The following is a 21304-nucleotide window of genomic DNA, read 5'->3' on the forward strand; positions in this document are numbered from 1 at the left end:
GCCCCGCTTGTCCCTCAAGAAGCGTTCCGTAAGAATGCCGCGACCTCCAATGACAACCGCCGCAAAAGCGGCTTGGGCAATGACAACCGCCGCAAAAGCGGCTTGGGTCGATGGTAACGGTTGACGCCCCGGTCCGTTGCCCGGCCCGTCCAAACAATCGTCATCACACAGATTAGTTTCCGCAAAGACGGGGCAACTGTCGGGTCGCTGCGCGGGTTCTGTGATCGTCACCCGCCATCGGCGGGCTGAATGCCGGGCCATCCCGGCAGACCGCACCTGATGTGACACTGCCCCCCTGATCGAGGAACCTTCGCATGGCCCGTAAACCGACACCGCCGAAAAAGCCGTCCGCCAACGCCGGCAAGGTAACGCCGCCCGATCTGTCCGGCGCGCAAATAAGCGGGGAATCGCCACAGAAAGCGTCGCCAGTCCCGACCGATGCCGACATTTCCCTCAGCGTCGGGGAACCGCAGGCGGCCGGGGGCGAAATGCATCAGATCGCCGGAGGCGACGTCGCGACGCTCACCACCCAGCAGGGCGTGCCCGTGGCGGACGACCAGAATAGTCTGAAGCAGGGCGCGCGCGGGCCGACGCTGTTGGAGGATTTTCACTTTCGCGAGAAGATTTTCCATTTCGATCATGAGCGTATTCCCGAACGAGTCGTCCACGCGCGCGGCTATGGCGCCCATGGCTTTTTCGAGCTGACCGACAGCCTGGCCGATGTCAGCCGCGCGGACATTTTTCGGCGAGTGGGCGAGCGCACGCCGGCCTTCGTGCGATTTTCGACCGTCGCCGGGTCCAAAGGGTCGTTCGACCTTGCCCGCGACGTTCGCGGCTTTGCCGTGAAACTCTACACGCAGGAAGGCAATTGGGACCTGGTCGGTAACAATATCCCGGTGTTTTTCATTCAGGACGCGATCAAGTTTCCCGACATGGTCCATGCCGCCAAGCCGGAGCCGGATCGCGCCTTTCCGCAGGCCCAGACCGCGCATGATAATTTCTGGGACTTCATCAGCCTGACCCCCGAAAGCTTCCACATGATCATGTGGACCATGTCCGACCGCGCGATTCCCCGATCCTATCGCACTATGGAGGGCTTTGGCGTCCACACCTTCCGGCTCGTCGATGCGCAGGGGCGATCGACCTTCGTCAAGTTCCACTGGAAGCCTAAACAGGGTCTGCAATCCGTCGTCTGGAACGAAGCGGTCAAGATCAATGGCGCCGATCCCGATTTCCATCGCCGCGACCTGTGGGATGCGATCAACGGCGGCGATTTTCCTGAATGGGAACTGGGCGTCCAACTGTTCGATGATGCCTTCGCCGACAGTTTCGACTTCGACGTGCTCGACGCGACCAAGATCATTCCCGAGGAACTGGTGCCGATCCGCGTCGTCGGCCGACTGGTGCTGGACCGCGTCGTCGACAATTTCTTCGCGGAGACGGAACAGGTTGCCTTCTGCACCCAGAATGTGCCGCCCGGCATCGATTTTTCAAACGATCCGCTGCTCCAGGGGCGCAATTTCTCCTATCTCGACACCCAGATCAAACGGCTGGGCGGACCTAATTTCACCCACATCCCGATCAACGCGCCCAAATGCCCGATGGCGCATTTCCAGCAGGACGGGCATATGGCGATGCGCAACCCGGTGGGCCGCGTCAATTACGAACCCAATAGCTGGGGAGCGACCCAGGGCGGCCCGCGCGAAGATCCCGTGCGCGGCTTCACCAGCTTTGCCGATACTGCCGATGGGCCGAAGCAACGGGTCCGCTCGGAAAGCTTCGCCGACCATTATAGCCAGGCGCGGCAATTCCTCGTCAGCCAGACGCCGATCGAACAAAAGCATATCGGCGACGCGCTGGTGTTCGAACTGTCCAAGGTCGAACGGCCCGATATCCGGTCGCGCGTCGTGTCCCACCTTCTCAACATCGACGCGGGGCTGGCAAACATTGTCGCGGACGGCCTGCGCCTCTCGCTTCCCGATCCAGCGGTCGCGGCGCGCAAGCCGATTACCGATCTTCCCCCATCCGACAAGCTCAGCATCATCAAGAACGGACCGGGCAGCTTCAAGGGCCGCAAGCTCGGCCTTTTGCTGACTGACGGCGCGGACGCGGCCATTTTCGCAGCCCTGATCGATGCCGTAGATGCAGAGGGCGCGGTCTATGAGGTCGTGGCGCCGAAGATCGGCGGCGTGATCCTGTCCGATGGCACAACAGTCGCGGCGAAACACAAGATCGACGGTGGCCCTTCGGTGCTGTTCGATGCCGTCGCAATCCTGGTATCGGCGGACGGCGCGGCCCTGCTCTCGCTCGATGCGGCGGCGAAGGATTTTGCGACGGACGCCTTCGCTCATTGCAAATATATCGGCATTAGCGCGGGCGCGGAGGCGATCTTCGCCAAGGCTGGCATCGCCGAGGATCTGGACGAAGCCTGTTTGCCGCTGGTCAAGGCAGCGGATGCAAAGACCTTCATCGCCGCCGCGCGGGCGCTGCGTTATTGGCCACGGGAACTGACGGTCGATCTCGACGCCCGTCCACAGGCTTGAGAGATCTGAAACCGCCGGGGGTCGCGGCCCTATGCCGCGACCCGTTCCGCTCCGCGATCGGCTTCAAAACGAAATATGGATCAGCGCGGGCGGTTCGCGGAACTTGTCAAACCCGATAAAGGGTGAGGTCTTGGCGGAGTTGGCCGGACCTCAGCCGGATAGCTGAGTTCCGGTCAGTTGCCGCCCCGGTCTGACCGCATGGCTTGTAGGGACGGGCATCGCGCTCTGGTCCTTGGGTGCCTTGTCCGCGCCGAAAGCTTGTTTGGCCGTCATGCGGCGATGGGTGGCAAGCGCCTGACCGACGACCTGATCCATATTATAATAGCGATAGGTGGCGAGACGGCCGACAAAGGTGACGTCTCGCTGCGCAAGGGCAAGCGCCTCATATTTCTTGAACAGCGCCTGACATTCGGGACGCGGGATCGGATAATAGGGATCGCCCTCCGCCGACGGATATTCGTAACTGATGCTGGTGCGTGGCGATTGCTGCCCGGTCAGATGCTTATATTCCGTGATCCGCGTATAGGGCGTGTCCGGCGCGGGATAGTTGACGACCGCCACCGGCTGGAACTGCTCCTGCTCGATGGTCTCGTGCCGGAATTGCAGCGACCTATAGGGCAGCCTGCCGAAGCGATAGTCGAAATATTCGTCGATCGGCCCGGTAAAGACGAGATGCGCGTGCGGATAGGCTTCGCGCGCCTCGCAATAATCCACGCCCAGCAGCAGGTCGATATTGGGATGGTCCAGCATCCGCTCGAACATCCGCGTATAGCCTTCGGTGGGCATCGCCTGAAAACGGTCGCCGAAATAACGATCATCGACGTTCGTGCGCGTCGGCACGCGCGCCGTCACCGACTTGTCGAGCTCGGACGGATCGAGTCCCCATTGCTTGCGCGTATAGCCCTGAAAGAAAGTCTCATACAGTTCCCGGCCGATCGCGGAGATCACCACATCGGCCGATGTCCTCACCACATCCACCGGCTCGGCCCGGCTCGCCAGGAAAGCCGCTGCCTCATCCTCGCTCGTGAGGTCGAGGCCGTAGAGCATGTTCAGCGTCGTCCGGTTGATCGGCATCGGCACGAGCATGTCGCCCACCGCCGCCAGCACGCGATGTTCATAGGCACGCCAATCCGTGAAGCGCGACAGATAGTCGAAAATCTCAGCCGAATTGGTGTGGAAGATATGCGGCCCGTACCGATGGATCAATATCCCCGCATCGTCGAGACAATCATAGGCATTGCCGGCGACATGCGGGCGGCGGTCCACGACCAGCACCCTCTTGCCATCCTGCGACGCCAGCCGCTCGGCCATGACCGCGCCCGCAAAGCCCGCGCCCACCACCATCACATCGTAATGATCGGACGGTCCGGCGTCCCAGCTATTGGGGGAAACGACCGGATGGACATGGCCCCCCGCCGTGAGGGCCTGATCCACAAGCCCGCGCATGGCGGCGAAACTTCGGTCCCATGACCCTTGCGACAGCAGCGCGTCCGCCTGCCGCAACCAGGCGTCGCCGCCGGACACCAGCGCCAGCGCTTCTTCGCACGCCTCGATGAAAGGCGCGCCCGTCTGCGCGATGAACACCCCGTCGATCGCGCCATAATGGCGGATGACGTCCGTGATCGGCGTCGATACGACCGGCTTTCCCGCCGCCAGATATTCCGGCGTCTTGGTGGGGCTGATGAAGCGCGTCGCATCGTTGATCGCAAACGGCATCAGCGCGACGTCCCATTGCGCGATAACCGATGGCAGTTCCTCATAGCGCCTGCCGCCAAGATAGCGCAGGTTCGGACGGACGGGCAGATCGCCTTCGCTGATCTTCACGACCGGGCCGACGATCTCCAGCGTCCAATCGGGATGCGTGTCCGCCAGCAAGGCCAGCAGGTTAAGATCCATCCGCTCGTCCACCACACCGAAGAAGCCAAGCCGCGGCCCCTCTCCCGCCTCAGTCGCCGAACCCAGGCCACGCGCCAGCGCGAAATGGCTCGCATCGACGCTCGACGGGAAGGGATGGATATTGGGATGGCGATGCTTCTTTGCTTCGTAGAGGCTATAGCCTCCCGTGAACATAATATCCGCCTGCGCCATCAGCCGCTGTTCCAAAGGCAGCAGTTCAGGCGGCGCGCCCTTGAAATTGGCGAGTTCGTCCATGCAGTCGTAGACGACGCAATCGGCGGCGACATGCTGTGAAAAGGGCAGCATCATCGGCGTGTAATACCAGCGGATAAATGGCCCGCTCTCGCCCTGGAGACAGGTATCGAGGAGACGCCGCACCGCATCGCCATCCCCTGCCCTGTCGGCTCCGCGCGGCAATTGCGGCTTTACCACCATGACCCCGGATCGGGGACAGCGATCCATCCGTAGCGTCGGCGCATCCAGTCCTTCCACCAGAACCGGCTCCTCCCAGAAAATCACCCGCGCATCGCGAGCGAACCGGCTCATCAGATGCTGCGGCCGCTGGAACACGAAGTCCCATCGCAAGTGACTGAAGCACAGGATCGTGTGGCTGCCTGTCGCGGATTGGGATGCCGAAGCCGTCTGGAAGGGGGAAGAAGGCGGCTTCGCCATGCTGATGCTCCTGCTATCGTGAATGCCGATGAACCCGGCGGCGCAGGCGATAGTTGCGGGGAGCGTAACCCAGGTTGGTGTGATCACGTACAGGATGGCCCACCGGCGGATTGCGGACGATGGGACGCAACCATCGATCTCACACGCCGTTTGCGCGACTGCCGCATTGACCGGCTATGGTGGAGATGCGGCATGAGGGGCGATCCCGACCAAGAGCCAGACATGGGACCTGAACTATGGGGCGGCCCGGAATGCACGGTGAACCGCGTAGGGAACCAATTTAGCGATCAACTGGAACTGAGCGGCCATCTGGACCGGATCGAGGATCTCGATCGCTTCGCCGCGCTCGGCCTCAAGGCGATCCGCTACCCCATATTGTGGGAGCATATCAGCCCCCGCCGGCCCGACGAATGCGTCTGGGGACCAACGGACGCGCGCCTCCACCACCTTCGGAAGCTTGGCATCCGAGTGATCGCCGGTCTGGTGCATCATGGCAGCGGCCCCCGCTACACAGGACTTCTGGAAAGCAGCTTCGCATCGGGACTGGCGCGCCACGCGCATCGCACGGCCCGGCGCTATCCCTGGATCGATGCCTGGACTCCGGTCAATGAGCCACTGACGACCGCGCGCTTTTCGGCGCTCTACGGCCACTGGTATCCTCATGCACGGGACGAAGGCGCCTTCTGGCTCGCCTTGCTGAATCAGGTCGATGCGACGCGGCTGGCAATGCGCGCCGTGCGCCGGATCAATCCTTCGGCGCGCCTTATCCAGACCGACGATCTCGGCCGGACCTATGCGACGGCGTCCCTGCGCCAGCAGGCGGGTTTCGACAATCTGCGACGCTGGGCGGGATGGGACCTGTTATGCGGCAGATTGACCCCCGACCATGGATTATGGGCGCGCATCGCCCGGCATGGACTCGCCGATCGTCTGCGCGCCATCGCTGACGACCCCTGTCCGCCCGACGTCATCGGCATCAACCATTATCTGACCAGCGACCGCTTTCTGGATCACCGGCTTCACCGATACCCGCCCCACCTTCATGGCGGCAGCCATGTCCAGAGATATATCGATACGGAGGCCGTTCGCGTGCTCCAGCCGGCGCCGCACGGGTTGCACGGGGCGCTGCGCGAAGCATGGGAGCGCTATGGCCTGCCGGTCGCGATCACCGAGGTGCATAATGGCTGCACGCGCGAGGAACAGATGCGCTGGATGGCGCAGGCGTGGGACATCGCCGTGGCGCTTCGACAGGAAGGCGTGCCGGTGCAGGCGGTCACGGCCTGGGCATTGCTGGGAAGCAGCGGCTGGAACACGCTGCTGACCGGACCGGGGCGCTATGAAGCGGGCGCGTGGGACGCGACCGGCACGCCCCCTCGCGAAACGGCCCTGAACGACCTGATCAAAGCCTTACCGATAGCGGGCGAACGCCATCCGCTCGCAACGAGCGCGGGCTGGTGGCAACGCCCCGTCCGCGCCGCCCATCCGCCGGTTCCACGCCCCGCGCCCGCGCGCGAACATTTCGTGGCCCGGCGGTTCCTGGAATCCACCCGGCCCCTGCTCATCTGCGGGGCGACGGGCACACTGGGCCAGGCGATCGCAGGCGCTTGCCGGTTGCGGAATATCGCGCATGTCCTCACCGGCAGGGCGCAACTGGATCTTACCAGATCCCAGGACATCGACAATGCGCTGCGGGAACATGATCCCTGGGCCGTCGTGAACGCAGCCGGCTGGGTCCGGGTGGACGAGGCGGAAGACGCGCCAGAGGAATGCATGGAGGCCAACGCACGAGGGGCGGTCCTGCTCGCCACAACCTGCGCGGCGCGCGGAATCGCCAGCCTCAGCTTCTCCAGCGATCTGATATTCGACGGCGATAAAGGCCATGCCTATATCGAACCTGATCTCCCCGCGCCCCTGAACATCTACGGGGCCAGCAAGGCGCGGATGGAAAAGGCGATCGCGGCGCTGGACGGAAACCATCTGGTGATCCGCACCGCCGCATTTTTTTCCGCCTACGACCGGCATAATTTCGCGGTCGGCATTGTCGAGGCACTGGCGCGCGGCGAACAGCCGCTTGCGGCGGATGACCTCATCATCTCGCCCACCTATGTGCCGCATCTGGTCTCGAACGCGCTCGATCTGCTGATCGACGGCGAAAGCGGCCTGTGGCACCTGACCAACGGCGATGCTGTGAGCTGGGCGGAATTTGCCCGCCTCGTCGCAATCGCCTGCTCGGTCAGCCCCGATCACATCCGGGGCGTCCCGCATCAGGAACTGGGGCTGCGTGCCCCGCGTCCGCGCAGCGTTCCGCTCGCATCGGTCAGGGGCGCGCTCATGCCGCCGCTTGGAAACGCCATTGGCGAGTTTGCCGCGCAGGCCCGGCGGTCCGGCCTGCTGAACGCGCGCCAGCCGATCAATGAATGACGGGGCCAGTCGATCCGCTTTGGTCGCCACGCCCCTCCATCGCCTGAAACCCTTTCATCACGCAGCTTAGCCGCATGTCGAAATTGCGGGCAGCGCGGCCGCCTCGCGAAGCGCGTCGATATCGGGAATGCGCAGCCATTTCGCCTGCAATTCGACCAGCCCCTTCGACCGCAAAAGCTGTAGTGTGCGATTGACGTGAACGGAGGTCAGGCCCGTCATGTCGGCGACGTCCATCTGGGTCAGCGGCAGCGCACATTGCTGACCATAAGCCAATCCCGCCCGACGCATACGTTCGAACAATTCGAAGAGGAGTTGGGCCAGTCGTTCCAAGGCCGTTTTTCGCCCCAGCGTCACCAGCCAGTTCGCCTGGCGATCATAGTTTTCGACCAGGGCCTTCCGCAGTTGAGGATTCTGGTCGAAGACGCCGCCGCCCCTGAACGCAATTCTCATGGCCCGAACATTGGTCAGCGCGACAACCGGCTGACCCGAAACCCCGAACATCCAGATCGGATCGCAATAATCGCCAGGAAGGTACAGCGCCGTGATCTGGCGGCGGCCATCGCTGAGCAAGCGATACCGGCAAGCCCATCCTTCCTGCACATAAAGGAGGCCGTCGGGCGTTTCTCCCTCGCGCGCGAGGAATTGATGCGGACGAAAAAAAAGCAGGTCGTCGGTGAGGCCGGCCTGAGCCAACATATCCATTCTCCCGTCAGCCCGCGATTGCATCATAGCGGAAATATTCGGACATGGATTGACCCATGTTATTTTTAAGCGCCCGTATGCAATTTATAGGGCGTCGCCCATGACCTGCCCCACCGATTTGGCCGGTGCGTAGATTATGCTCACTGTCGCCATATTCGGTTGGAGGTGTAGCGAAGCGGACCCTGAAGCCTGGCGGTGAAGCCGTTTGCGGAGCCGCCGACGGTAACCAAGACTGCTGTGCGAACAAACGATATAATGCCGCGCGATGCTACAATCAGCAACCGGGCTGCCTCGGCAGATTTATACGCGAACGACCGTTCAAGCGTAAACAGAGGTGTCTGGACACATCCAAATCATGCCATCAAGAAAGCTCAGCGTTTCCGGATATGGAAGTGATGAAGCGAGCCGGTTACGCTGACCACTCAGCCCAGCGAGAAGCTCTGTGCGTTCAGCGTTGGCTTGTTGCCAAGGAAGGCGATCTGCACCGCCGCGCCCGAGCCGGAGCCGTCCGCATCGTAGAACAGGTTGCCGTTAGCAGCATTGTAGATGATCTTCTGATCCGCCGTTTGGGCGACCGCGCCCGCATAGAAGGCGTTCGAGGGCAATCCGCCGATCGGCAAGGTCGCAAAGGCGGTGAATATCGAGCGGGACAGGACGAACATATCCTCGCCGGGGGTAAAATCCTTCACCGTATCGCGGTCGGCGGAAACGGTGAGCGAATCGAACAGGAACTTGTCCGCGCCCGCCCCGCCGGTAAGCTCATCAAGGCCCACGCCCCCGACCAGCAGGTCGTTGCCGGCACCGCCTTGCAGAAAGTCGTTGCCTTCTTGCCCGTAAAGCTGGTCGTCACCCTCCATGCCGACGAGCAGATCGCCGCCAACGCCGCCATAGAAGCTGTTGTTGCCGACATTGCCGGTGATGGTGTTGGCAAAATCATTGCCGGTCACATTGATGTTCGCCGTGCCGGTCTGAGTCAGCTTTTCCAGATTGGCTTCCATCGTGAAATCGACTGACGCGAACGCCTGATCCGTCCCCTCGCCATAATATTCGACGATGCGGTCGCCCAGATTGTCGATATAGAAAGTGTCGTTGCCGATACCGCCATACAGCGTATCCGCCCCGCCAGCGCCGTCGAGTATGTCCGCGCCCGCATCGCCATAGATGATGTCGCTGCTGGCGTTGCCTGTCAATATGTCGTTCCCGGACAGGCCATAGATCGTCCACAGGTCGTTGGTGGGCGCGGTGAAGGTGTTCGCGCCATTGTCGCCCGTATAGGTCTTGGGTTCGGGCAGGTTGTTGAGCGTGAGCGAAAAGCTCTGTTCGGTGAAAAGCCCGCCGCTGTCGGTCGCGCGCGCGACGATCTGGTGTGCGGTCGCCTTCTCGAAATCGAGCAGCGTCCCGTTGGCGACCTTGATCTGGCCCGTCGCGCTATCGACGGTAAAGCGACCTCCGGCATTGTTGGTGAGGCTATATGTCAGGACATCCCCGGTATCGACGTCCTGCGCGCCGAGTTGGCCGACCACAGTCCCGTTCGCCGCATTTTCATCGACGCTTCCGCCCGTCAGCGACAGCGTCGTCGGCGCATCATTTGCGCCCGTCACGACCAGCGTGACTTCGGCGCTCGACTGGATGCCCGACCCGTCCGACACCGTGTAGCTGAAACCGTCGGTGACGGTTTGTCCGGCGCCCAGCGACTGATAGCGCGATCCCGGCGCATAGCTGATGATGCCATTGGTGACCGACAGCGCCACCCCATTGGCGGTCGCAGCGCCGCCTGGGGCAACTCGACGATCTGGAAGGACCGCTGCTGCTGCTCGCATCCGATCTCTCCGCCTATATGACCGGATCGGTGATCGAGGTGGACGGTGGCCATCTGGTCAGTACGCTTTGAAAAACAGGGAATAATGAAATGACTGATCGCGCAATCGCCATAGCGGATCGCGTCGAGGCCTTCGTCCGCGACATCGTGGCGCCTTATGAAAAGGACCCGCGTATCGAAGTCCATGGTCATGGACCGCCCGAGGATCTGGTCGCCGAACTGCGGACAAAAGCGCGGGCGGCAGGCGTCATGACCCCGCATATTCTCGACGATGGCTCCCACCTCACCCAGCGCGAGACCGCCATCATTCTCAAGCGGTCGGGATTGTCCCCGCTTGGCCCGGTCGCGGTCAATACGATGGCGCCCGACGAGGGCAATATGTATCTGCTGGGCAAGGTCGGGACGCCGGAACAGAAGGCGCGCTTTCTCGCCCCGCTGGTATCGGGGGAGGCCCGATCCGCCTTCTTCATGACCGAACCGGCTGCCGAAGGCGGCGCAGGGGCCGATCCGTCCATGATGCAGACCCTGTGCCATCCTGATGGCAATCACTGGGTCATCAACGGACGCAAGGCTTTCATCACCGGCGCGCAGGGCGCGAAAGTCGGTATCATCATGGCCAAGGCGCAGGAGGGCGCCTGCCTGTTTCTGGTCGATCTGCCCGACCCCGCCATTCGCATCGAACGGTTGCTCGACACGATCGACAGTTCCATGCCCGGCGGCCACGCCGTCGTCACCATCGACAATCTGCGCGTGCCCGCAGACCAGATGCTCGGCGCCAGTGGCGAAGGGTTCAAATATGCGCAGGTCCGCCTCAGCCCCGCCCGGCTTTCCCACTGCATGCGCTGGCACGGTGCCGCGACGCGGGCGCACGAGATCGCGACCGCCTATGCCTGCAAGCGGGAAGCTTTCGGAAAGCTGCTTGTCGACCATGAAGGCGTCGGCTTCATGCTGGCGGAAAATCTGATCGACCTGCAACAGGCCGAACTGATGATCGACTGGTGTGCCGACGTGCTCGACGGCGGGTCGCTCGGCACCGCGGAAAGTTCGATGGCCAAGGTCGCCGTGTCCGAAGCGCTGATGCGCGTCGCCGACCGCTGCGTGCAGGTCATGGGCGGCACGGGCGTGTCCGGCGACACCATCGTCGAACAGGTGTTCCGCGAAATCCGGGCGTTCCGCATCTATGACGGGCCGACCGAAGTGCATAAATGGTCGCTCGCCAAGAAGATCAAGCGCGACTTCCTCAAGGCACAGGGCGCATGACCGCAAGCGACGAAAATCTTGGCACGACCGCCGTTCGCGAAGGTTATGCGTTCGACGAGGCGGCGCTTGCACGCTGGATGACGGCGAACGTGCCGGGCTTCACAGGACCGATGCAGGTCGAGCAGTTTCGCGGCGGCCAGTCCAACCCGACCTACAAGCTGCTGACCCCGACCCGAGCCTATGTGCTGCGCCGCAAACCGCCCGGACAGTTGCTCAAGGGCGCGCATGCGGTGGAGCGCGAGGCGAAAGTGCTGATCGGCCTCGCCAGGGCCGTCTACCCCGTCGCCCATGTCCACGCGGTCTGCACCGACGACAGCGTCATCGGCACCTGGTTCTATGTCATGGACATGGTGGAAGGCCGCATTTTCTGGGACGCAACCATCCCCGGCGTGGACAAGGCGGAGCGGGCGGCGATCTTCGATGCGATGAATGGCGCCATGGCGCAGCTGCACTCGGTCGATTATAATGCCGTCGGTCTGGGTGATTATGGCCGCGCGGGCAATTATTTCGATCGGCAGATCGGCCGCTGGTCGAAGCAATATGAGGACGATACCGACGCCGGGCGCGATCCGAACATGGACCGGCTCATCGTCTGGCTCCGCGAGAATATGCCGGCCGATGATGACGAGACCAGCGTGATCCATGGCGATTTCCGGATCGATAACATGATCTTCCACCCCACCGAGCCAAAGGTTCTGGCGGTACTGGACTGGGAATTGTCGACGCTGGGCCATGCCGGCGCGGACTTCGCCTACAACGCCATGATGTACCGGATGCCGCCCTACATCGTGGCGGGTCTTGGCGGCGCCGACATCGCTGCCCTGGGTATCCCGACCGAAGAAGAATATGTCGCGGCCTATTGCGCCCGAACCGGGCGCGAAACCATGCCGAACTACGGCTTCTACATGGCATTCAATTTTTTCCGCCTGGCAGCGATCTTCCACGGCATTAAAGGCAGGGTCTTGCGGGGGACTGCGGCAAATGCGCAGGCGACGGAGCGGGTCGCGGTGCTGCCGGAGCTTTTCGCGCTGGCATGGCGTCAGGCCGAACTCGCGGACGGTTAGTCCATAGGGACGCCAAAATCATTCTATATTCGTCTGTTGTTTTTTCGCATTTTCCGAGCCGGCAGATAATTCGATCTGCCTCGAAAATGCTCCAGGAGATTATTCATGAGCCATATCGTAGTGACCGGAGCAGCCGGCGTGCTCGGCAATGCCGTTGCACAGTTCCTGATCGGACAAGGCCATGACGTGACCGGAGTCGATCTTGCCGAACAGGCCGGTGATTTTGCGGGGACATTCATCAGTTCCGTCGATCTGACCACCGCGGAGGGCGCGAACAGCGCCGCCGGGAAAATCCTTGCGAAAGGACAGGTCGATGGCCTCGTCAACATCGCCGGCGGCTTTCGGTGGGAAACCATTGCGGATGGCAATCCCGACAGTTGGGAATTTCTGCACAAGATCAATGTGATGACCGCCCTGCATATGAGCCGGTCTCTCCTTGCTGCGCTCGTCCTCGCCAAAGGCGCGATCGTCAATGTCGGCGCGGCGGCGACATTGAAGGCTGGCGCGGGCATGGGCGCCTACACGGCGAGCAAATCCGGCGTCGCACGCCTGACCGAAGCGCTCGCGGAGGAACTCAAGGACAAGGGTGTGCGGGTCAACGCCGTCCTTCCCTCGATCATCGACACTCCCGCCAATCGGGCGGATATGGGGGAAAGCGATGCGGCGAAATGGGTCGCTCCCCGCGAGCTTGCCCAGGTTATCGGCTTTTTGCTATCAAGCGAAGCTTCGGCCATAACCGGCGCCAATATACCGGTGACAGGCCGGATATAAACGCCGTCTTGGATCTCATGCGTAACGATTGATGCGCCTGATGGATGATTATGAGGTCAAGGATGACGGCGAGGCTAGAGCCATCCCTCTGACGTCCAGATATAGGTGATGTCACCCGTCCATTACGGCTGGCCGCATCGGCGGCAAAATTGCCATCCAGCCAGTTCGCTGCGACCCCTAGGCGATGGTGGCTGCCTGTCGTCACCTCGTGCTTGCGCGTGCGGACCGGCTTGATCCCGTTGATGTTGGCTCCGCCGCCCTTCGGGTCATCAGCCGCCCGACCCGGCGCTCGCCAACGTCGAGCCCAACCTCTTTGAGTTCCATGGTCAGCCTAGGACGACCATAGCTGCCGAGGCTGAGCTGTACTGTTCCCTGATATGGGCCAGCACTTTCATATCCGTCCGCTCCCGCCTGCTGATCGCGCGCGAGCGCCAGGAACGATAGCCGCGCTCGCTGACAAGCATGACACGGCAGAGCAGTTCAACGGGCCACCGATGCCGCCAGCTATGCACAAAAGCGAACTTCCGGGCCTTTGGCTTGCGAAGAACTGCATGGCCTTTTTTAGCACTTCCCTCTCCTCTCGGAGTACACGGTTCTCAAGGCGAAGGCGTTCATTCTCACGCGCCAGATCTGACTGCGGCGCTGCCATCAGGTCAGATGGCCGATACTGCGACACCCACTTGCCCAGCGCCGACTTGCCTATGCCAGCGGCCATCTGACGACGCAGGCCGATGTCGCCCGCTTCCTTGGCGAATGCTCTTATTTCCCGCGTGATCGCGCCGGGAAGGTAGGTGATCAGGTTGCCAACAACATCCTGACCAATCCGCTCTATGCCGGATATGTGCAAGTGCCCAAATAGGATGTGTCCTTACGTCGCGGCCATCACCCGGCGCTCATCAGCTTCGAGACGTTCCAGCGCATCCAGCACCGCCTTGCTGGCAACAGCCGTGGCATGGTCCGTAAAGACAATAGCGAGGATTTTGCGTTGAGGGGTTACGTCGTGTGCGGCTGCTGCCAGACGCGCCTCACCAGCTATTGGGCGAAGGGCAGTCACAAACACTATGCCTATTATCATTGCCGGGAAGAAACATGCGAAGCCTATGGCCGCGCTATCCCCCGCGCGAAGATCGAAGGCGAGTTCGCTGAACTGCTCGAGTCCATGCAGCCATCGTCAACCTTGTTCGCCATGGTGCATCAAGCTTTGCGTACTTTGTGGAACCAGCAATCAACCCGCGCATCGGAACGCAAGAAGACGATTACCCCTGAAATCCGCGAGGTAGAGAACGAGATCAAGAAGCTCGTGGATCGCGTGATTGAAACCGAAAACGCGACGCTGATAGCCGCGTATGAAAAACGCATCGGCGAAGCCGAGTCTCGCAAGATCGAACTGGCGGAAAAATTCGACAATTGCGGTCGTCCGCTCGCCAGTTTCGACACGGCGTTTAGAACGCCCCTAACCTCTTCACGTTTCAGGCTTTTACAAGCCTCAAAGGATGGAGTGGGGAAAATGGTGCACCCAGAGCGATTCGAACGCCCGACCCTCAGATTCGTAGTCTGATGCTCTATCCAGCTGAGCTATGGGTGCAGTGGAGTGGCGCGGATAGACGGGGGCTGCTGTTCTGGCAACCCCCTTTTTCGCCTTTTTTACCCTGCGCTTTCCACACGGATGACGCCCGGCAACCTTTGCCCGCTGCGGATCGTTTCTGAGGGCGAAAGGATATCCTCATGACCTTCACGATGAACGATATCGTCTTGCTGCTCATCATGCTGCTCATCGGCCTTGTGCTGGGCCTGATGTTGAGCGGTCGCGGGCGATTGAAGCGGTTGTGGCGCGATGAACAGGCGGCGCATCGCCATACGATCAGCGATCGGGACGCCCGGATCGAGGCGGCCAACCGCCGGATCGCGGAACTGGAACAGCGTAGTGGACCAATCGGCCCCGGTACGGCGACGGCGGTTGCCGGGGCAGTGCATGGCCGCGATGATCTGACACGGATTCACACGATTTCGTCCGCGGAGGAAATTGCGCTGAACGAGGCGGGCTATCACCGCTATGGTCAGATCGCGGCTTTGAACGAGGAGCAGCAGGCAACGCTCGAAGCGCGGCTTGGCCATCGTCCGGGCCTGATCGCACGGGACGAGTGGACGCGCCAGGCGCAGATGCTTGCGGATGGCCGTGCCGACGAACATGCCGCCGATTATCAGGGCCGCCGGACCGTCCGGTAGGGGGTAACGGGGCGGCGCATCGGCCGCCCCGCTCCGTCAGCCTTTGCGGGCAAGCGCCGCCTGCGCCGCCGCCAGTCGCGCGATCGGTACGCGGTAAGGCGATGCCGACACATAATCGAGACCCGTCGCCTCGCAGAACGCGATGGAGGCCGGATCGCCGCCATGCTCGCCGCAAATGCCGAGCTTGATATCGGGGCGCGTGGCCCGGCCCCGTTCCGCCGCGATCTCGATCAGTTCGCCGACGCCTTCGACATCGATGCTCACGAACGGGTCGCGCGCGAAAATGCCCTTGTCGACATATTGCGTCAGGAAACGGCCCGCATCGTCGCGGCTGATGCCGATCGTCGTCTGCGTCAGATCGTTGGTGCCGAACGAGAAGAACTCGCCCGCCTCCGCGATCTCGCCAGCCTTGAGCGCGGCGCGCGGCAGCTCGATCATCGTGCCGACCAGATATTCGACGCTGGCGCCCTGTTCCGCGAACACTTCGGCAGCGACGCGATCGACGATCGCCTTCATCAGTTGCAGTTCCTTGGCCGTGGCGACCAGCGGGATCATCACTTCGGGGATCGGCGCTTCGCCGCTACGCTGCTTGACGATCAGCGCCGCTTCGAAGATCGCGCGCGCCTGCATCTCGTAGATTTCGGGATAGGTCACGCCCAGGCGGCAGCCGCGATGCCCGAGCATCGGATTGAACTCGTGCAGTTCCGACGCCCGGCGCTTCAGCACGTCGACCGAAACGCCTGCGGCCTTCGCCACCTCCTCGAACTCCGCCTCGCCATGCGGCAGGAATTCATGCAGCGGCGGATCGAGCAGGCGGATGGTCACGGGCAGGCCCGCCATCACCATGAAAATCTGCGCGAAATCGTCGCGCTGTTCCGGCAACAGCTTGTCGAGCGCGACCCGCCGCCCCTTCTCGCTGTCGGCCAGGATCATCTCGCGCACCGCCGTGATGCGCGCCGCGTCGAAGAACATATGTTCGGTCCGGCACAGGCCAACACCCTCCGCGCCGAACTCGCGCGCGACCTTGCAGTCCTGCGGTGTTTCCGCATTGGCGCGCACCTTCAACCGGCGGACCTTATCGGCCCACACCATCAATATGCCGAAATCGCCCGCCAATTCGGGCTGCACCGTCGGCACCGCGCCCGCCATCACCTCGCCGGTCGATCCGTCGATAGTCAGGATGTCGCCTTCCTTGAGCGTCCGGTCGCCGATCCGCAAAATCTTCGCGCTATTGTCGATCGACAGGCTGCCCGCGCCCGACACGCAGGGGCGGCCCATGCCGCGCGCCACGACGGCGGCGTGGCTGGTCATGCCGCCGCGCGCCGTCAGAATGCCCTTGGCCGCATGCATACCGTGAATATCTTCAGGCGACGTTTCCACGCGGACGAGGATCACCGCCTCGCCCAGTTCATTATGCCGCTCGGCCGTATCGGCATCGAACACGATCGCGCCGGACGCCGCACCCGGCGAGGCGGGCAGCCCCTTGGTCAGCACATCGCGCGGCGCCGACGGATCGAGCGTCGGATGCAGCAACTGGTCGAGCGCGGATGGATCGACGCGGGCCACCGCCTCTTCTTCGGTAATCAGCCCCTCGGCCGCCATATCGACCGCCATCTTGAGCGCGGCCTTCGCCGTGCGCTTGCCCGATCGGGTCTGGAGCATCCACAGCTTGCCCTGCTGCACCGTGAACTCGATATCCTGCATGTCGCGATAATGGCGTTCGAGAATCTGGAAAACACCGGCCAGCTCGCCATAGGTTTCCGGCAGCGCCTCTTCCATGCTGAGCGGCTTGGCCCCGGCCCGCTCGCGCGCGGCCTTGGTCAGATATTGCGGCGTGCGGATGCCGGCGACGACATCCTCGCCCTGCGCGTTGATGAGATATTCGCCATAATAGGCATTTTCGCCCGTCGCCGGATCGCGGGTGAAGGCGACGCCGGTGGCCGATGTCTCGCCCATATTGCCGAACACCATCGCCTGCACGTTGACGGCGGTGCCCCAGTCATGCGGGATCGAATTGAGGCGGCGATAGACCTTCGCCCGGTCGGCCTGCCACGACCCAAAGACGGCGTTGATCGCGCCCCATAGCTGGTCGTTAACATCCTGCGGGAACTCCTTGCCCCACAGCTTTGAAACAAGGCCCTTATATTCCTCGACCAGCGCCTTCCAGTCGTCGGCGGTCATCTCGGTGTCGAGGCTGTAATTCTGGTCCTCCTTGGCGATTTCCAGCGCCTCTTCAAACGCGCCATGATCGAGTTCGAGCACGACGTCCGAATACATCTGGATGAAGCGGCGATAGCTGTCCCACGCGAACCGCTCGTCACCGCTCGCCGAGGCGAGACCCTGCACCGTGGTGTCGTTGAGGCCGAGGTTCAGCACCGTGTCCATCATGCCGGGCATCGATATGCGCGCGCCCGAACGGACCGAGACGAGCAGCGGGTCGGATGCGTCGCCGAAGCGCTTGCCGGTCACGCCCTCGATATGGGCGATGCCGCCTGCAACCTGCGCCATCAGGCTGTCGGGATAGACGCCGCCATCCTCATAATAGCGGGTGCACATTTCGGTGGTGATGGTGAAACCCGGCGGCACCGGCAGGCCGATCGACGCCATGCCGTCGAGGTTCGCCCCCTTGCCGCCCAGCAGGTTCTTATTTCCCTTGCCGCCATCATCGACGCCGCCGCCGAAACGGTAGACATAGCGGGTGTCGGTATCGGTCATGCTGGTCTCTTCCATCGTCTTCATCGGTGGGCGATCTCCCTGCGGCAGAGCCATAGTATAGTTGTGCGCTGCAACAAAGACTTCAGTTGGCGGTGGCGGGGCGTCTCATTCTGGCAATCTCGCTTTGGCTCCGTCAGCCTGCAATTTTCGAAAAGTCGGCCACAGCATGAACCGCGTCCCGCACCCGCGCAAGCAGCGCCAGACGCGCCGATCGCTTGTCGGAGTCCGCATCATTGACCGTGACGGATTCAAAAAAGGCGTCGATAGGCTGGCGCAGCGACGCGAGCGCGGCCATCGCCCCCGCGAAATCCTCCGCCATCACCGCCTCACGCGCCAGCGGCTCGGCCCCGTCGAGCGCGGCGATCAGCGCGGCTTCGGCGGGTTCCGGGGTGTAGGACAGCGGCGTGGTTTCCGAAACAGGCGCTTCTTTCTTGAGAATATTCGCCGCCCGCTTGTACCCGGCGAGCAGGTTCACGCCATCATCGGTCGCGACGAACGATTGCAGCGCCTTCACCCGCGCAAGCAGGCGAACGAGATCATCCTCGCCCCCGAGCGCGAACACCGCATCGATCAGGTCGTGACGAACGCCAGCTTCCTTCTGCTGGACCTTGAGGCGGTCGGCGAAGAAGTCGAGAAGGTCTTGGACGCATTGATAATTTGCATCTGGTTGTTCCTCACGCCCAGATGCCTTTATTTCTCGATAGAAAATCGAAATAATTTGATCTTCTGCAAAGCCGGCATATCGATTTTCTAGAGCGCTTAAATATTCGGCATTTGGAGCCATCTGTTGCACGATGATCGACATTTCCGCTACGCTCAAGGCACGACCAAGCTTCAATTTAAGGCAGTTGCCGATAATCAAGAGACTTGTTGCTAAAGCAGCGCGGCGAAGTGCGAACGGATCTTTCGAACCGGTCGGCGGCATCTTCGCCCAGAAGAAGCAAGCTAACGTATCCAGCTTATCCGCCAAACTCACCGCAACCGTCACCGGCGCGGTCGGCACGTCGTCGCCCTGCCCGACCGGCTTGTAATGATCGCGAATGGCGTCGGCGACCGCATCGGGCAGGCCCTCGGCGCGGGCGTAATAGCCGCCCATAACCCCCTGCAATTCCGGGAATTCGCCGACCATCTCGGTGACAAGATCAGCCTTGCACAGCTCAGCCGCCTGCCGCGCCAAAACCGGATCGCAGTTCGGGACAATCCCTTCGCTCGCCAGCCACTCGGCCAGCTTGGCCACCCGCTCCACCTTATCGGCGACGGTGCCCAGCTTCTCGTGGAACGTGATCCGCTCCAGCTTCCTCGCATGCTCTTCCAGCCGCGTCTTGCGGTCCTGTTCCCAGAAGAAGCGCGCATCGCTCAGCCGCGCGGCCAGCACCTTGCGATTGCCGGCGATAATCGCCGCACCACCATCCTTCGCGTCGATATTGGCGGTGCAGATGAAGGCGGGAGCCAGCTTGCCCGCCGCATCCCGTAGCACGAAATATTTCTGGTTGATCCGCAGGGTTAGCTGGATAACCTCAGGCGGCACCTCAAGAAAAGCCGCGTCGAAATCGCCCAGCAGCGGCACCGGCCATTCGGTCAGCCCCGCATTCTCCGCGATCAGGCCCTTGTCCTCGATCACGCTGTAGCCATGCGCAGCCGCCGCCTCAGCCGCCTTTGCCGCGATGATCGCCTGCCGCTCCTGATGGCTCACGATCACATGGCAGGCGCGCAGCTTTTCGGCATAGTCGTTCGCGCCGCCGATCGTAATTTCGTGCGGATGATGAAAGCGATGCCCCAGCGTCGCAAAGCCCGAACGCACGCCCTCAATCTCGATATCCACCAGCGCATCGCCCAGAATCGCGACGATCCCCTGCAACGGGCGGACCCAGCGCAGGCTTTCGGTGGTCTGGCTCGCGGCGCCCCAACGCATCGATTTGGGCCAGGGAAAGGCGCGGATGATCGCGGGCACGGCAAGCGCCAGCACCTCTGCGGTGGCGCGGCCGGGCTTGCTGACCGTGCCGAACCACACGCCATCGCGGTCCTCAAGCTGGTCCTGCGTCAGCCCGGTCTTGCGCAGGAAGCCTTCGAGCGCCTGTGGCGCCGCGCTGCTGCGCGGGCCTTTAAATTCCTCGCTGACAGCGGCGGTTTCCAGCGGCAGGTCACGCGCGATCAGCGCCAGCCTGCGGGGCGTCACGAACGTCTCGATCGCCGCGACCGGAAGCCCGGCCTTCGCCAGTTCCTCGGTGAACAGCCGCGCCAGATCGTCCGCCGCCTTCAACTGCATGCGCGCGGGAATTTCCTCGCAACGGATTTCGAGCAGGAAATCGCGCATCACGCGGCCCACCCGTTGGTCTGCATCCACGCTTCGCAGCTGCCCTTCGCCATGTCGCGCACCTGCCCCATATAGCTGGCGCGTTCCTGCACCGAAATCACGCCGCGCGCCTGCAACAGATTGAAAGTATGCGACGCCTTGATCGCCTGTTCGAACGCGGCGAGCGGCACGCCCGCGTCGATGCACTGCCGCCATTCGGCCTGACAATCCTTGAACCAGCGGAACAGCTTATCGGTGTCGGCGACCTCGAAATTCCATTTCGACATCTGTTTCTCGTTTTCGAGAAACACCTCGCCATAGGTGACGCCGGCATCGTTGAACTTGAGGTCGTAGACGCTGTCGACGCCCTGAATATACATGGCCAGCCGCTCAAGCCCGTAAGTCAGCTCTCCCGCGACCGGCTTGCAATCGAAGCCGCCCATCTGCTGAAAGTAGGTGAACTGGCTGACTTCCATGCCGTCGCACCACACTTCCCAGCCCAGCCCCCAGGCGCCCAGTGTCGGGCTTTCCCAGTCATCCTCGACGAACCGGATGTCATGCACCAGCGGATCGATGCCGATCGCCTCCAGCGACCCCAGATACAGGTCCTGAAGGTTTGCGGGCGAAGGCTTCATGATGACCTGATACTGGTAATAATGCTGGAGCCGGTTGGGATTTTCCCCATAGCGGCCATCGGTCGGGCGGCGGCTCGGCTGCACATAGGCGGCGTTCCACGGCTTGGGTCCCAGGCTGCGCAGCGTCGTCGCGGGATGAAAGGTGCCCGCGCCCACTTCCATGTCGAGCGGTTGCAGGATGACGCAGCCATGCCGCCCCCAATAGGCGTGCAGGGTCAGGATCAGGTCCTGAAAGGAAAGCGGGGTGCCCTCGGCCACGGTTCGTCCCTTGGAATTGGCGGTTTTAT

14 protein-coding genes, 1 tRNA gene and 1 pseudogene are annotated in these 21304 nt (G+C 62.4%); 8 read left to right on the top strand and 8 right to left on the bottom strand.

The window, feature by feature from the left end; translation table 11 throughout:
- Positions 1-314: 314 nt before the first annotated feature.
- The gene (locus ACODSN_RS14030) at positions 315-2543 is read left to right on the top strand and encodes a catalase (RefSeq protein WP_489056112.1); all 2229 of its coding nucleotides are present in this window, start codon (positions 315-317) and stop codon (positions 2541-2543) included.
- A 150-nt stretch (positions 2544-2693) separates the two neighbouring features.
- Here the strand turns inward: ACODSN_RS14030 and glf are convergent, their stop codons facing one another.
- Positions 2694-5111: a UDP-galactopyranose mutase gene (gene glf / locus ACODSN_RS14035; protein WP_489056113.1), complete on the bottom strand. Its 2418-nt coding sequence runs from the start codon at positions 5109-5111 to the stop codon at positions 2694-2696.
- Between the two features lie 222 nt (positions 5112-5333).
- Between glf and ACODSN_RS14040 the strand changes: the two genes are divergently transcribed.
- Entirely contained in the window at positions 5334-7532 is a 2199-nt protein-coding gene (locus ACODSN_RS14040; protein WP_489056114.1) for a sugar nucleotide-binding protein, read from the top strand.
- A gap of 66 nt (positions 7533-7598) precedes the next feature.
- On the opposite strand, the gene ACODSN_RS14045 is transcribed toward ACODSN_RS14040, so the two are convergent.
- Both ACODSN_RS14045 and ACODSN_RS14050 read right to left on the bottom strand, forming a co-directional pair.
- The gene (locus ACODSN_RS14045) at positions 7599-8228 is read right to left on the bottom strand and encodes a Crp/Fnr family transcriptional regulator (RefSeq protein WP_489056115.1); all 630 of its coding nucleotides are present in this window, start codon (positions 8226-8228) and stop codon (positions 7599-7601) included.
- A 428-nt stretch (positions 8229-8656) separates the two neighbouring features.
- A complete protein-coding gene (locus ACODSN_RS14050) occupies positions 8657-10054 on the bottom strand; it encodes a cadherin domain-containing protein (RefSeq protein WP_489056116.1) in 1398 nt (465 codons plus the stop codon).
- Here ACODSN_RS14050 and ACODSN_RS14055 point away from each other — a divergent pair.
- From ACODSN_RS14055 to ACODSN_RS14070, 4 genes and pseudogenes are all read left to right on the top strand, one after another.
- A pseudogene (locus ACODSN_RS14055) lies at positions 10000-10125 on the top strand (2-deoxy-D-gluconate 3-dehydrogenase); the annotation flags it as partial. The gene ACODSN_RS14050 and the pseudogene ACODSN_RS14055 overlap by 55 nt on opposite strands.
- A gap of 18 nt (positions 10126-10143) precedes the next feature.
- Positions 10144-11313, top strand: a complete 1170-nt coding sequence (locus ACODSN_RS14060; protein ID WP_489056117.1) for an acyl-CoA dehydrogenase family protein — start codon at positions 10144-10146, stop codon at positions 11311-11313.
- A complete protein-coding gene (locus tag ACODSN_RS14065; RefSeq protein WP_489056118.1) occupies positions 11310-12377 on the top strand; it encodes a phosphotransferase in 1068 nt (355 codons plus the stop codon). The genes ACODSN_RS14060 and ACODSN_RS14065 overlap by 4 nt, the downstream gene beginning before the upstream one ends.
- A gap of 105 nt (positions 12378-12482) precedes the next feature.
- A complete protein-coding gene (locus ACODSN_RS14070) occupies positions 12483-13148 on the top strand; it encodes an SDR family NAD(P)-dependent oxidoreductase (protein WP_489056119.1) in 666 nt (221 codons plus the stop codon).
- 868 nt (positions 13149-14016) lie between these two features.
- On the opposite strand, the gene ACODSN_RS14075 is transcribed toward ACODSN_RS14070, so the two are convergent.
- On the bottom strand, positions 14017-14208 hold the full coding sequence (locus ACODSN_RS14075; RefSeq protein ID WP_489056120.1) for a hypothetical protein: 192 nt from the start codon (positions 14206-14208) through the stop codon (positions 14017-14019).
- On the opposite strand from ACODSN_RS14075, the gene ACODSN_RS14080 reads away from it, so the two are divergent.
- Positions 14149-14706 (top strand): recombinase zinc ribbon domain-containing protein, encoded by a 558-nt coding sequence (locus tag ACODSN_RS14080; RefSeq protein ID WP_489056152.1) that lies wholly within the window; start codon positions 14149-14151, stop codon positions 14704-14706. The genes ACODSN_RS14075 and ACODSN_RS14080 overlap by 60 nt on opposite strands.
- Here ACODSN_RS14080 and ACODSN_RS14085 read toward each other — a convergent pair.
- Positions 14657-14733: transfer RNA gene (locus tag ACODSN_RS14085), tRNA-Arg, on the bottom strand. The genes ACODSN_RS14080 and ACODSN_RS14085 overlap by 50 nt on opposite strands.
- A gap of 140 nt (positions 14734-14873) precedes the next feature.
- Between ACODSN_RS14085 and ACODSN_RS14090 the strand changes: the two genes are divergently transcribed.
- Complete coding sequence (locus ACODSN_RS14090; RefSeq protein ID WP_489056121.1) at positions 14874-15374, top strand: hypothetical protein; 501 nt, start codon at positions 14874-14876, stop codon at positions 15372-15374.
- A 36-nt stretch (positions 15375-15410) separates the two neighbouring features.
- Here the strand turns inward: ACODSN_RS14090 and ppdK are convergent, their stop codons facing one another.
- From ppdK to ACODSN_RS14105, 3 genes are all read right to left on the bottom strand, one after another.
- Positions 15411-18113 carry a pyruvate, phosphate dikinase gene (ppdK, locus tag ACODSN_RS14095; RefSeq protein WP_489056122.1) on the bottom strand — a complete coding sequence of 901 codons (2703 nt, stop codon included), beginning with the start codon at positions 18111-18113 and terminating at the stop codon, positions 15411-15413.
- Between the two features lie 109 nt (positions 18114-18222).
- On the bottom strand, positions 18223-20403 hold the full coding sequence (glyS, locus tag ACODSN_RS14100; RefSeq protein ID WP_489056153.1) for a glycine--tRNA ligase subunit beta: 2181 nt from the start codon (positions 20401-20403) through the stop codon (positions 18223-18225).
- Complete coding sequence (locus tag ACODSN_RS14105; RefSeq protein WP_489056123.1) at positions 20403-21275, bottom strand: glycine--tRNA ligase subunit alpha; 873 nt, start codon at positions 21273-21275, stop codon at positions 20403-20405. Before ACODSN_RS14105 ends, glyS begins: the two co-directional genes overlap by 1 nt.
- Between the last annotated feature and the right edge of the window lie 29 nt (positions 21276-21304).

The sequence above is a fragment of the Sphingobium sp. FG11 genome (genome assembly GCF_057809915.1).